Origin of the sequence: Oceanobacillus oncorhynchi (assembly GCF_000821065.1) — a bacterium.
Lineage (GTDB): Bacteria > Bacillota > Bacilli > Bacillales > Amphibacillaceae > Oceanobacillus > Oceanobacillus oncorhynchi.
This window is the reverse complement of sequence record NZ_CDGG01000001.1, coordinates 1,590,403-1,603,685: the sequence shown is the minus strand read 5'-3', so window position 1 is coordinate 1,603,685 and position 13,283 is coordinate 1,590,403. Positions and strand designations below refer to the sequence as shown.

Annotated in this window: 12 protein-coding genes and 6 tRNA genes; 3 read left to right on the top strand and 15 right to left on the bottom strand. The window is 42.5% G+C overall.

The window, feature by feature from the left end; genetic code table 11:
• The first annotated feature begins 204 nt into the window (after positions 1–204).
• Together BN997_RS07565 and BN997_RS07560 are read left to right on the top strand one after the other, a co-directional pair.
• The gene (locus tag BN997_RS07565) at positions 205–1,272 is read left to right on the top strand and encodes an LLM class flavin-dependent oxidoreductase (RefSeq protein WP_042531061.1); all 1,068 of its coding nucleotides are present in this window, start codon (positions 205–207) and stop codon (positions 1,270–1,272) included.
• Between the two features lie 3 nt (positions 1,273–1,275).
• Entirely contained in the window at positions 1,276–1,842 is a 567-nt protein-coding gene (locus BN997_RS07560) for an NADPH-dependent FMN reductase (RefSeq protein ID WP_042531059.1), read from the top strand.
• A gap of 63 nt (positions 1,843–1,905) precedes the next feature.
• Here the strand turns inward: BN997_RS07560 and glmM are convergent, their stop codons facing one another.
• The 5 genes from glmM to sigW form a co-directional block, all read right to left on the bottom strand.
• Positions 1,906–3,249 carry a phosphoglucosamine mutase gene (glmM, locus tag BN997_RS07555; RefSeq protein WP_042531057.1) on the bottom strand — a complete coding sequence of 448 codons (1,344 nt, stop codon included), beginning with the start codon at positions 3,247–3,249 and terminating at the stop codon, positions 1,906–1,908.
• Between the two features lie 34 nt (positions 3,250–3,283).
• Entirely contained in the window at positions 3,284–4,516 is a 1,233-nt protein-coding gene (locus tag BN997_RS07550; protein WP_042531055.1) for a CdaR family protein, read from the bottom strand.
• Entirely contained in the window at positions 4,509–5,330 is an 822-nt protein-coding gene (gene cdaA, locus BN997_RS07545) for a diadenylate cyclase CdaA (protein WP_042531053.1), read from the bottom strand. The genes BN997_RS07550 and cdaA overlap by 8 nt, the downstream gene beginning before the upstream one ends.
• A 485-nt stretch (positions 5,331–5,815) precedes the next feature.
• Positions 5,816–6,457: an anti-sigma-W factor RsiW gene (gene rsiW, locus BN997_RS07540; protein WP_042531051.1), complete on the bottom strand. Its 642-nt coding sequence runs from the start codon at positions 6,455–6,457 to the stop codon at positions 5,816–5,818.
• 15 nt (positions 6,458–6,472) lie between these two features.
• Positions 6,473–7,036: an RNA polymerase sigma factor SigW gene (gene sigW, locus BN997_RS07535; protein WP_042531049.1), complete on the bottom strand. Its 564-nt coding sequence runs from the start codon at positions 7,034–7,036 to the stop codon at positions 6,473–6,475.
• A 137-nt stretch (positions 7,037–7,173) separates the two neighbouring features.
• Between sigW and BN997_RS22495 the strand changes: the two genes are divergently transcribed.
• Complete coding sequence (locus tag BN997_RS22495; protein WP_139089041.1) at positions 7,174–7,326, top strand: aspartyl-phosphate phosphatase Spo0E family protein; 153 nt, start codon at positions 7,174–7,176, stop codon at positions 7,324–7,326.
• A 288-nt stretch (positions 7,327–7,614) separates the two neighbouring features.
• Here BN997_RS22495 and BN997_RS07530 read toward each other — a convergent pair whose 3' ends face one another.
• From BN997_RS07530 to BN997_RS07485, 10 genes are all read right to left on the bottom strand, one after another.
• A complete protein-coding gene (locus BN997_RS07530; RefSeq protein ID WP_042531047.1) occupies positions 7,615–8,730 on the bottom strand; it encodes a phosphomevalonate kinase in 1,116 nt (371 codons plus the stop codon).
• A 9-nt stretch (positions 8,731–8,739) separates the two neighbouring features.
• The gene (gene mvaD / locus BN997_RS07525) at positions 8,740–9,714 is read right to left on the bottom strand and encodes a diphosphomevalonate decarboxylase (protein ID WP_042531045.1); all 975 of its coding nucleotides are present in this window, start codon (positions 9,712–9,714) and stop codon (positions 8,740–8,742) included.
• Between the two features lie 95 nt (positions 9,715–9,809).
• On the bottom strand, positions 9,810–10,766 hold the full coding sequence (gene mvk, locus BN997_RS07520; protein ID WP_042531043.1) for a mevalonate kinase: 957 nt from the start codon (positions 10,764–10,766) through the stop codon (positions 9,810–9,812).
• A complete protein-coding gene (locus BN997_RS07515) occupies positions 10,763–12,052 on the bottom strand; it encodes a hydroxymethylglutaryl-CoA reductase, degradative (RefSeq protein ID WP_042531041.1) in 1,290 nt (429 codons plus the stop codon). Before BN997_RS07515 ends, mvk begins: the two co-directional genes overlap by 4 nt.
• 334 nt (positions 12,053–12,386) lie before the next feature.
• Positions 12,387–12,459: transfer RNA gene (locus tag BN997_RS07510), tRNA-Lys, on the bottom strand.
• Positions 12,460–12,708: 249 nt separating this feature from the next.
• Positions 12,709–12,783 (bottom strand) — tRNA-Gln (locus BN997_RS07505).
• A 9-nt stretch (positions 12,784–12,792) separates the two neighbouring features.
• Positions 12,793–12,877, bottom strand: a tRNA-Tyr gene (locus BN997_RS07500).
• A 42-nt stretch (positions 12,878–12,919) separates the two neighbouring features.
• Positions 12,920–12,995: transfer RNA gene (locus BN997_RS07495), tRNA-Thr, on the bottom strand.
• 4 nt (positions 12,996–12,999) lie between these two features.
• Positions 13,000–13,075: transfer RNA gene (locus BN997_RS07490), tRNA-Val, on the bottom strand.
• A gap of 3 nt (positions 13,076–13,078) precedes the next feature.
• A tRNA-Glu gene (locus BN997_RS07485) sits at positions 13,079–13,153 on the bottom strand.
• Between the last annotated feature and the right edge of the window lie 130 nt (positions 13,154–13,283).

Here is a 13,283-nt window from a genome sequence, read left to right as displayed (position 1 = left end):
AATTCAAGCTACTTTGATTGTCATTTTATCATTTGAATAGTAAAGTGATATAGAGAGGAGAATTTGAGACGATACATGCAGAAAATAACACGCCATTTTCCTATCTGCCTGTAGCTCACTTCCTCCCCAAAGCAATTTACTTCAAATACATTTTTTAATAGATAGGTTTAACCTTAAAATCTAAAACAATGGAGGAGCATAGGTATGGAACAATATCGCATTGACCAAAAGAAAGGATTAGAATTTGGGCTCTATACACTGGGAGACCATCTGGCCAACCCTTTCACCGGAAAACGGATTTCGGCACAGCAGCGTCTTCAGGAAATTATCGAATTAGCAAAGCTGGCAGAACAAGCAGGGTTAGATTTTTTCAGTGTCGGAGAAAGTCATCAGGATTATTTCACTACGCAGGCACACAGCGTGGTATTGGCGGCGATTGCGCAGGCGACCAAAACCATCAAGCTGGGCAGCTCGTCAACGATTATCAGCACTTCTGACCCCGTTCGGGTTTATGAAGATTTTGCTACGATTGATTTAATTTCGAATGGACGTGCCGAAATTATTGCCGGAAGAGCTTCCCGAATCGGGCTATTTGAATTATTAGGATATGACGTACAGGATTATGAAGCGTTATATGAAGAAAAATTTGATTTGCTGCTGCAAATTAATGAGAAGGAAAGGCTCAGCTGGGAAGGGGACTATCGTGCACCCTTAAAAGATGCCCATGTGCTGCCCCGCCCGAAAGATAATACACTGCCCATCTGGCGTGCAGTTGGCGGAACCCCGGCCAGTGCAATGAAGGCAGGCTATACCGGGGTACCGATGATGCTGGCAACACTTGGCGGACCGGCCAGCGCTTTTAAAAATGTTATTGATGCGTATCGGGAAACAGCTGAAAGAAGCGGACATCATACTGACGATCTTCCTGTCGGCGTCACCGGTTTTTTCCATGTGGCAGAAACAAGCCAGGAGGCACTGCAGCAAATGTACCCTTATATCAATGAAGGAATGAAGCTGACGAATGGACAAGGATTTCCAAAGCAGGCATTTGCACAAGCAAAGGATAAGCGCAGTGTCATCAATGTCGGCAGTCCGCAGGAGGTTATTGAAAAAATTCTCTATCAGCATGAGCTGTTTGGACATCAGCGCTACTTAGCGCAAATGGACTTTGGTGGCGTTCCATTTGAACAATTGGCTAAGAATATTGAAATGATTGGCACGAAAATTTTGCCTGCCATTCGTAAGCACACTGGCATGAATCAGGAGGATTAGCACATGAAGATCATTGGTTTATCCGGCTCCATTGTCGGTTCAAAAACACGGACAGTCATGGATGCTGTAGCAAAAGAAATTGCTGAAAAATATCCAGAAGCAGATTTTCAGCTGATTGATTTAAAAGATTATGATTTGCAATTTAGTGACGGCCGGAACTATCTCGATTATTCCGGAGACACCGCCTGGGTCACCAGGCAAGTGATGGAGGCAGATGTGATGATTATCGGCACGCCTGTCTTCCAGGCATCGATTCCGGCAAGCTTAAAGAATATTTTTGATTTGCTTCCTGTCGGGGCATTTCAGGATAAGACCGTAAGCTTTTTCGTAACCGCAGGCTCTTCCAAGCATTATTTAGTTGCTGATCATCAATTAAAACCAACTTTATCCTATATGAAAGCACAAATAGTACAAACCTTTGTTTATGTTGAGGAAAAGAGCTTTCAACAAAAGAAAATCGTCGATGACGATGTCTTCATTCGATTAGAGCGTTTGATTGAGGATACCATGGACACGTATGAAGCCAACGAAATCATCCGGAAAAAGAAAGAGGATTCCTATGGATTCTAGAAGCTAAAAAAACGCATGGATGGGTACATCCATGCGTTTTTTTACTTTAGGTACATGATATTATTAAGCACCTAAATGATTTTCAATGACTTTTACGATTCGTTCTGCATAGGTCTGGCAATCTTCCTCTGTCTTCGCCTCTACCATGACACGCACAAGCGGTTCTGTTCCAGATGGGCGGACTAAAACGCGTCCATTCTCTCCCAGTTCTTCTTCAACAGCTTGTACTTCATCTAAGATGATTGGACTGGTCAATGCTTCATTCTTATCTGTAACCCGAACATTAATCAATGTCTGCGGGAAAATAGTCATTTCGTCTGCCAGTTCTGACAAGGTCTTGCCTGATTCACGCATTACATTCACAAGCTGCAATGCAGATAACAGACCGTCTCCTGTCGTAATATAATCTAAAAAGATAATATGGCCGGATTGTTCCCCGCCTAGGTTATAGTCGTTTTTACGCATTTCTTCCATAACATATCGGTCACCGACTGCCGTCTTATCGCTTTTCAGACCAGCTTCTTCTAATGCCTTATAAAAGCCTAAGTTACTCATGACAGTGGATACGACAGTGTCCTTACGAAGCATCCCAATTTCTTTCAGGTATTTTGCGCAGATGAACATGATTTTATCGCCGTCCACGATGTTTCCTTTTTCATCCACAGCAATCAAGCGATCACCGTCTCCATCAAAAGCCAGTCCGACATCCGCTTCTTTATCCAGCACATATTGCTGTAGTCCTTCCGGATGTGTAGAACCGACACCATCATTAATATTCAGGCCGTTCGGTGTAGAGCCCATGGAATGAATGTCAGCCTCCAAATCTGCGAATAGATGTGTAGCCAGGCTGGATGTTGCTCCATGTGCACAATCTACAGCGATACGTATTCCGTCAAAATCGTTATCAATCGTATCTTTTAAGAAGGACAGGTATTTCTGTCTGCCTTCAAAATAATCACTCACTGATCCGATACCAGCGCCTGTCGGGCGAGGCAGATCATCCTCTTCTTGTTCTAATAAAGCTTCAATTTCCGCTTCCTGAGCATCTGTCAGCTTAAATCCATCTGAGCCGAAGAATTTAATCCCGTTATCTTCTACAGGATTATGGGATGCAGAAATCATCACCCCTGCCTGCGCGCTCATTGCTTTTGTTAAGTAAGCGACCCCCGGCGTTGAAATAACACCCAGCCGCATTGCTTCTACGCCTGTTGACAGAAGTCCTGCAATCAACGCGCCTTCCAGCATATGTCCAGAAATACGTGTATCTCTGCCGATTAAAACGCGTGGCTTTTCACTGCCTTTTGTTAACGTATATCCGCCAAAACGACCGAGCTTAAATGCCATTTCAGGAGTCAGCCCTTCATTTGCTACTCCCCTGACACCGTCTGTTCCAAAAAATTTACCCATTATTATATCTCTCCTTTGACCATACAATATACAACTATTCTTCTGCTGTTTCAGCCGGATCGATTATTTCCACCGTGACCTCTTCCACATTTCCTGTGGCAGTGACATCCTCAGGAGCTTCAATGTCAATAGGCACTTCATGCTCTCCTGATTCTAAATCAGATAAATCCAGTACGGCGTTGATATCATCTGCCGTTAAACCATTTACCACCGAGGCATCCCCTGTCACTTCTACTTCTAATGCAGGGTCTGCATAAGATGCTTCCAATCCATTTGCTAAGCCTTCTTCTTCTAAAGCTACATTCTCGATTACATTTGTTCCTTCTACTTCTACCGTAACTTCTACCTCTTCCGTCTCCGGTGCTTGCACGTTTTCAGGCAAATCAAGCGGTACTTCAACTGTGCCGGATTCTTCAATCTCGGATAAGTCCAGCGGCTCGGTAGTCACTTCTGAAATATCCTCCAGCACGTCACTTTGAGAGTAAATCTCCACTTCCTCTTCATTTGGAGAAATAGAGTCCAGCTCAAGGTCTTCTTCCAGCTCACCTGTTGTCTCTACAGACAGTGGTACAGACTTGCTTGGATTGTCGACTTCTACGGAGACCTGAACACTTTCAGGGTCTAATCCGACATTCAATTCATTTCCTTGTATATCATATACACTAATCGGAAGCTCCCGATTGTTAATTGACTCATCGACACCTTCCATATTCACATAAGCCCTTACAGAGCCAATCGATTCAATGACGCTCGCTGAGCTTGTTATCGTTATCGTTTCCGGATCGACACTATAATCGACCACTTCGTAACCATCTGCCATCAGGTCTTGATTAATCAGATCAGCAGTTACAGTAAACTCTTGAGATGCCCGTTCTTCAATGGTGACTTCTGCTGTTTTCGGCTCAATAAATACTTCCACATCTCCTGCTATATTATGCTGCAGTTCAACAACATGCGTTCCTTCTTCTAAGCCTTCTAAGTCGACGTATACATCAAAATTACGTTGAAGTATATACGGTGTCATACTGCCTCGATTCCCTTGTAAAGTAACATCGACCTCTTCTGGAACATCACTGACAACATAGCTGTCGCGGTCAATACGGATATCTACTGGAATTTGTTCCAAGGTTTCTGTGGAAGTGGTTGAACCAGAAAATGTTGAATCGGAATTTGGTGTTTCGGACACATTGACAAAAGCATAGAGTGTTACCGCAAAAGCTAAGGAAAGGATACGGACAAACCACTTACTCTTAAACCAATTATCCACGCTTACCAGTCCTCCGTTTCCATGATTTTTTGTCAGAGGCTTTCGGGACGATTGATAAATGCGTTAAAAGCATTTCTCTTAATTTTTCTTCATCGATATCACGATGCAGCTCTCCATTTTTTGTACAAGAGACGGCACCTGTTTCCTCAGAAACAACAATCGTTAACGCATCTGTTACTTCACTTATTCCCATTGCGGCACGGTGCCTTGTTCCTAATTCCTTGGAGATAAATGGACTCTCGGATAAAGGCAGGTAACAAGCCGCAGCTGTGATCTCTTCATTTTTTATAATTACTGCCCCATCATGAAGCGGTGTATTTGGTGTAAATATGTTTGTCAGAAGCTGGTGAGTAAGCTTTCCGTTGATTGGAATCCCGGTTTCCGCATAATCCCCAATTCCTGTTTCTCTTTCAATGGAGATAAGCGCACCAATTCTTCTTTTACCCATATAATTACAAGATGTAACGATAGCCTCAATTTCATTTTGAATAATTTCTTCAGCAGAGCTTCCCGATCTGGCGAAGATATTCCCTCGCCCCAGCTGTTCCAGTGCTCTTCGTAATTCCGGCTGGAATAAAATAACAATTACAATAACTCCCCAATTAATAACTTGGCCTGTGATAAATTGGATGGTTTGTAAGTTTAACAGCATACTTACTCCCCACACAACCATTACAACTGCTATTCCCTTTAATAGCTGAATAGCCTTTGTACCTCTGATCAGCATGATTAATTTATATAATACATACCAGACGAGAGCGATATCAACGCCAATTCGCAGCAGATCTAAAAAGTCAAATCCCCCATCAAGCATGTGCACACATCCTTTACCCAATAGAATTACCTGTTTGTTTTAAACATTATCTTAAAAGCAATTATTTCTCTCAGAGAACCGGCCGTAAAATTCCCGCCTTTAAATAGAGAATGAAACTCGATTTATTTAAGCAGAAGATAACGTGATGCAGCTCTCTGAATCCTTCAGCGGAGGGAAAGAATAAATTCCCGCTGAATGAAGTTTCGTTTTATATTATCATGAACTATTATGAATTACAGTCGATAATTATTATATCATAAATTTGTAAAAACAGACCTGTCTGTAGTTTTTTATTTTCTTTAGAAAATGGAACACCATTAAAATGTGTGTGTGTAGAAATCCTGCCAAATTTGACCACTCCAATACCCTGAACCAGCTGTTTTTTCATAATTGATGGAGCAGCTATGTTTTACTCCATTATGACAGTTTCTTTCGCCCAAAAAAAGAGAGCGACATCATCTCGCTCCTTTTTTCATTGTTTTATCTTAAAATGCGAATAATCCTTTAAAGAAATTCTTTATATGATACCATATCCACTCAAACGTTTGGTCTACGGTTTCCAGTTCTCCGTTGACTCCTCCTGCAGAGGCCATCAGGCCGCCGCCTTCCAGCTCCGATTCGCCGTCTAAAAGCTCTCCATTAAACAAGGTAACATTGCCGTCCACCGTTCCAAGCACTAATAAATCACCGTTTTTCACGTAGACATCTCCGGAAACAGTGACACCCTCCGGCACAATCACGGTGTCTCCATCAACGACAAGCTCTTCCTGTGCAGAAACAACAAGCTGATCCGTTCCTTGATTAAAAGTGGAGGAAAGACTGCCTATCATCAACAAGAAGAAAATAGCTGCTGCAACAAGGATTGGATGATGTTTAAACCAGCGCTTATACTTTACCGATTTCTTTTCTGTCGGCAATTTATTCATAACATTTTCTGTAAAACCAACCGGGGCTTCCATCCGTTCCGCACTTTTTATTAAAGCAATGGTTCGATGAAGCTCATGAAAATGCTTCTGACAATCTTCACAATCCTCCAGATGCCTTCTTAGTAAGCTTTCTTCTTCTGCGGAAATATCCCCATCTAAATAGTCATGCATTTTTTTTATATACTCTTTATTGCAGCTCACATCAAGCACGCTCCTTTACACATGTCGAAGCCTCTTTCTCAAGGCCTCTCTTCCACGATGAATCCGCGTTTTTACCGTACCAAGAGGAACATCAAGAATTTCACTGATTTCCTTTAGTGAAAATTCTTCCAGGTACCTGAGCATGATAATACTCCGGTATTTAGAAGGAAGCTGAGAAATCTCATGATGAATATACCGCTGCAGTTCTCTGCTTTCCACTTCTTCTCCAGGCAGACGTTCCGTACTGGCAAGCTGAGAATACATATCCAAACCTTCTGTCCCTTTTACTTCTGCATCAAGATGAAAGTCCGGTTTACGCTTGCGCATGCGGTCAATGGTTAAATTCGTAGCTATGCGGTATAACCATGTAGAGAATTTTCTGCTCTCATCAAATGAATCAATATTCACATATGCACGTATAAACGCTTCTTGTGCAATATCTTCCGCTTCGTGCTTATTACCCAGCATACGGTAGCAGTGCTGGTATATTTTATCTTGATAAAAGGATACGACATCCGAAAAAGCAGATTGGTCTCCTTTTTTAACTTCTATAATCTTTTTCTTTATAAATTGGTCCATCTAATTACCTCCGCACTATGCGGTACTCTCTATACGAAACAACCGCTTGTAAGGTTTCACATTTTAAAAAAGAATGTTTATTTTTTTTCCGACAGGGTATATCTAACGATAAGTATACTAAAAAAGGAGTGAAATTTGTGGATAAAAAATCGTTATTCATGGAGATTGAACAATGCAGGCAAGAAATGCTGGCATTGTCTGAGGAGCATGGATTAGACTCAGAACCTGTTCTGTCCACAAGCGAAAAATTGGATGCATTAATTTTTGCTTATTTAAAAAAAACCTCTTAAATCATCCTTACTCAATTTTCAAAGACATCTCCTGTGTATGTCTTTTTTTGTTACATTTCCTATCCACAAACATCTCTATGTAATCTTCCCCTCACCAACTATATCTCTATGAATAATAATATCTTATTTTGTCCTTCACTTCATTAAACATTTTTTATTTTTTATAAGAAACTTGAAAATATTTGAAGATGGTATCAGAATTCCTTTGATTTAAATGCAAAAATAAAAGAACCGATTTACAATGCATCGAATTGCAAAACGGCTCTCCTTTATCTTTTCTAATATTTCTTAAACAGAATGATTCTCTTCCATCACCGTCTCTCCGCCAGTAGAAGGAGATAACGTCAAAGCTTTGATTCCTGCTTCTTCCCACGCATGCGCTAGTTGTTCCGCAGCTTCCTGCGAAGGCATAAAAGCAATCCCGCAATCTCCGCCTCCAGCGCCAGAAGGCTTTCCTGCGCCACCCAAATCCTCTGCCAAGTTACATAAGACGGTTAAATCGGGTGTCTCAATATTTGTATCTGCTGCTTTCCCAACTTGATTCAACGCTTTTCGGTTAGCTGTTATCCCAGCAAATAATTGATTGATATCATTGTCTTTTGAGCCAGTTAAAAACTGAGATACGGCATGTTCACTGTCTTTCAGAAATGAAGTATAAGCTTTCGCATTGTTTATTTTCAATAACCGCACCTGGTTCACTAAATCTTTCGTAGATGCAGCACTGCCTGTCCAGCCTACACAAAAGTAAACATTTTCTGGCAGCGTAATCGGCTTCGTTTTATAATATTTCCAATCCTTCTCTACGACTTCTGTGACAGACCCCGCTTCCTGGTATGCTTCGAGAAGCCAATCTGCCTGAAAAGAAGAGAATTGAAGCAGCCCGCCATAAGTGGATGCAGCGATATCTGCTCCCGATCCGTTTCCTTGCGTAATCACATGCGATATCGCAGCCAGACGGAAAATGGTATCTTTTTCAGCCAATTGCGGAGCCTGAAAACGTAATACTCCCGCTACGATAGAAGTAACAATCGCTGCACTGGAGCCCAATCCATATTTCACGCCAGAGGCATCATCCAGCTCACTGCGTGTAGAAACATGCATCGGAAGAACTGGCAGTCCTTGTTCTTCTAAATAACGATATGTAATCCGGAGTGCATTCTTAACAAAAGACAGCCTGGGATCGTCTGAATCAATATGTATGTCTGTCTCTCGCCAAGACCATGGAACCTTATGAAGAGAAAAGTCCGAAAGAGTCAGCTGGTGGCTATCTGCTTCCGCTACCGTCGCATAGACAAAACGGTTCACAGCCATCACTGCCAGATTCTGATAAGGCTCTAATACGGCAAATTCTCCCGCAATCATTAATTTCCCTGGTACTTTGACCGTGATTGATTTTGCCACCATATTATCCTCCTATCTATAGCTTATTCCGCTTCCGGGTTTGCTGATTATAATATCCTCCACGCCTTCTGTTGCCTGCAGGCGTTTTTTCACCTTAGCTTCGTTTTCTGGTAAATATAAAACTTTTACATTTGGGCCGGCATCAATCGTAAAAAAGGCAGGAATCCCTTGTTCTCTTAAGGTTTGTACCGTCTGCATCACTCGCATCGTGGTATCCTGCCAGTATGTAAACGGAGGATTCGCTCCCAAAGTTGTAGCATGCATGCGCATGCAGTTCGCTTCTGCAACGCTTCCCATCTTCTCAAAATCCTTCACTTTAATGGCTTGTTTTATTTCTTGCAGATCCTTTGCTGTCTGCTCCAGCCAGCCTGCATAAAAAGGAGAGGTTTCTACGGTACGGCGCATCCCCTCCCTGCTTGAGACCTTTTTCTCTGTTTTTGACAAAACCACAGCAGCAATGCGAATATCCCAGTGTGACTTGTCAGCAATTTGCACGGCAAACGAATCGGATCCATCTTCCCGTTCCCCCATCTGCCATTCAACAAAACCGCCGAAAATCGAACGGGAAGCAGAACCAGAGCCTTGACGAGCCAGCTTCGATAATTCCGTATCATTTAGAGAAAGTCCGATTGCTTTGGAGCTTGCTGCAGCTAATGCTGCAAGACCAGATGCTGAAGAAGCAAATCCGGCAGCAGTAGGAACATGATTCACAGATTGAACCTGTGCATAGATTTCCTTTCCAGAAAGAGCACGCACCTTATCTAAAAATATCGCTACCTTTCCAAGCGCATCTCCTTCTACATTCTGTTCATTCAAATGAAAGGAATCTTTTTTTAACCCTTCCTGAAAATGAACGGTTGTCTCTGTAGAAAAACCATCTAATGTCACGGAAAGGTTACTGTTGGCAGGAAGAATCAATGATTCATTCCGCTTCCCCCAATACTTGATTAAAGCAATATTTGTATGCGCTCTTGCTGTTGCCTTCATATATTTGAATCTCCTTTTCTACAATCCCTGTCAAATCATTCTTTTCATGCGGCTTCATTCAGCCGGGGAAAAGCCCCGCCGAATGAGGCATCGCTTTATTTCTTCAAAACAAACGGCCAGACTGCTGCTGCACCAAAACGGCGTAATTTCTCTGCCAGCTGCTTTGAATGAACTTCATTTTGCGCAAGCGCAATGATACAGCCGCCATTTCCGCCGCCTGTCAATTTCGCACCCAAAGCCCCTTCTTCCCGGGCAAAGCGAATCAATTTATTTAATCCGGCATCACTGACTCCTAGTGCTTCCAGTTCTTTTTGTGCTTCATTTAACAGTTGACCTAAAAACTGTTTACTAGCTTTTTCCAATGCATCTTTTGCATGATGCGTTAACGCCCCGATCCGTTCTATTTTGGAATGGATACGCTGCGGAGCTGCTTTTAACAGACTTGCTACCGATTCAACTGATGTACGTGTATCCCCAAATCTGCCGGAGTCTGCAACAATAAAATGCAGGTCTTCTCCTAATTCAATGTGCTCAACAGGACTTCCTTTTTTATACCACACTGGTTTATCGGAAGTGATCGTTAAGGTGTCCAGCCCGCTTGGTGCTCCATGCGCATAGGTTTCTGCCACATTCGCTAATTGCAGCAAATCTTCTGTCGAGCATTCCTTATCGCAATAATGGAATAAAGAGCGAATAATAGAAATAGCGACAGATGCACTTGAACCAAGACCCTTTCCTGGCGGTACCGAGGAATTAATCCGTATTAACAAATCCTTATAAGGAATCCCAAGATATTCACAAGAACTAGAGACACATTCCACAATCCCTTCCAGCTCTTTCGGGGCATGCCGCAATGGGCCATGATAAAAGGTACTGTCCATTTTCACCGCTCCAGGAACATACTCAATTACCGTCTCTACGCCAATTAAAGGAAATGGAATAGCAATTGCCGGCTGCCCGTGTACAACCGAATGCTCTCCAATTAAAATGACCTTACTATGAGCTACGCCAATAGCTGTTTTTTCCGATGCTGTTACTTTTTCTGCACTCATTGTTTATACTGTTCCACCAATTCTTTAGCTTTTCCCACACGGATTTCTTGTTGTTCTACTAATTGTTTTGCTATCACATCAATCATCTCCCCAGTTGCTCCGCCAGCTATCGCAACAGAACGTGAATGAAGCGCCATATGCCCTTTTTGAATCCCATCGGTCGCCAACGCTTTGAGCGCTCCAAGATTTTGAGCAAGACCAACTGCTACAATTACCTGCGCAAGCTCTTCTGCTGATTCAATTTGCATAACGGATAAAGAAAAATCAGCTAATGGGTGCACGCGAGTCGCTCCCCCGACAGTTCCTATCGACATTGGCAACTCAATTTCACCAACGAGATTACCTTCTTCATCCTTTGACCACGTAGTCATGGAGCCATAATGACCATTTCTGGCAGCATAAGCATGTGCCCCCGCCTCTACTGCCCGCCAATCATTTCCTGTCGCAATCACAACAGGGTCAATGCCGTTCATAATCCCTTTATTATGCGTTACTGCACGATACGGGTCAGAGGCAGCAAATTCATACGCATGGATGACACCATCTCTGACCTCTTCTCCAGCAAACGAACCTGTTTTTAGCAGATGCGGAGGTATTACACATTTTGCTGTAGCCAGGCTGCGATCGGCATAGTTCGATAAAATACGCAAATGCACTTTTCCTTTGGTTATTTCTTCCACGATTGGCGCAATCGATTCCACCATGGTATTAATCATATTCGCTCCCATGGCGTCACAGGTGTCTACATAGATATGCATGACCAGCATTTTGCTATAAGACGATGCATCGTTCTCATTCAAAACCCGTACATCTAAGTCTCTCACACCGCCTCCGCGGCTGACAATGCTTGGATAGGCATTATCGGCAGCTTTCATTAATATATCTTTTTGACGAAGGATTTGCTGCTTTGCTTCTTGAAAATCCGGACATCCAACCACTTGAATCTGCCCAATCATCAGTCTTTCTTTTGATTCTGTCCGAAAACCGCCAGCCTCTCTGACTATCTTCGCAATATGACTGGCAGAAGCAACAACAGAAGCTTCTTCAATAGCCATCGGTACTACATATTCTTTCCCGTTTATTAAAAAGTTTAATCCCAATCCGAATGGTAATTGATAGGTGCCAATGACGTTTTCAATCATATTATCTGCTTTTCCTACCGTAAGCGCATCGGCGTTAGACAAATTTTGCGTTTCTGCATCTGTTAAAGTAAAGGCCTCACGTAATAATGCCCGCCTTTCTTCTACCGTCATATTATAAAAACCTGATATCCTTGAAGAGGTCATGCCTAGCTCATCCTTTTTATTTATCATATCTGAAATATGCTTTTTTATTACAATGTACTAAAATAAACTATTTTGATTATAACACGAATTCTATCGTTTTTTCATTCAGAAGATACTTATTTCGTGACTAAAACTATGTTTGCAGCATTACCGTAATGCATTGGTATTTCCAGCTTCTAACATATACCAAAAACGCTGGACTGCTCAGACTATGTCAGACTCTTTACTAACGTCGAACTGTTGTTCAAATAATATGAGATTTTTATGCTGATAAAGAAAAAAACGAGATAAAATTATCCCGTTTTTCTGTATTTTATACTTGTCATGCTTGTAGTGAGCCATGAAGGATTCGAACCTTCGACCCTCTGATTAAAAGTCAGATGCTCTACCGACTGAGCTAATGGCTCGTTTTATAAATAGAATGGTACCTTATTTCGTGCTTCTTTATTTGGTGGACCCCTGCATCTGCAAGCATTTGCTTCGAAGTGAATGCTTCGGGGTTACTCGAAGCTGATTCGGCAGAAGTTTCGCTCGTTGCTCTACCGACTGAGCTAATGGCTCCTATGATAAGACAGGTTATTATATATAGCCCTGTCCATAAAAAAATACTATTATCAGTAATAGTATTATCATGTATTTCTTCTAAAAAATAAAATTGGCTGGGCCACCAGGATTCGAACCTGGGGTACACGGGATCAAAACCCGATGCCTTACCGCTTGGCTATGGCCCAACAAAAACATGGTGGAGGGGGGCAGATTCGAACTGCCGAACCCTGAGGGAGCGGATTTACAGTCCGCCGCGTTTAGCCACTTCGCTACCCCTCCATATTATTGTTAACCATATTATCAATTATATACATGAAAAAATGGTGCCGGCCAGAGGACTTGAACCCCCAACCTACTGATTACAAGTCAGTTGCTCTACCAGTTGAGCTAGGCCGGCGTGATGGTGGAGGATGCAGGGCTCGAACCTGCGACCCCCTGCTTGTAAGGCAGGTGCTCTCCCAGCTGAGCTAATCCTCCATTTGGTGACCCGTACGGGATTCGAACCCGTGTTACCGCCGTGAAAGGGCGGTGTCTTAACCGCTTGACCAACGGGCCATAGTGCGTTTCTGAGAGGCTTTTTGAAAGCTTCTCTCGCAAACTGACGAATTTTATTATATCGAGGAACCAACCGTTTGTAAAGGGAAAAATGAAAAAAACTTTATTTTATTTTTCAAAAGTCGATAAA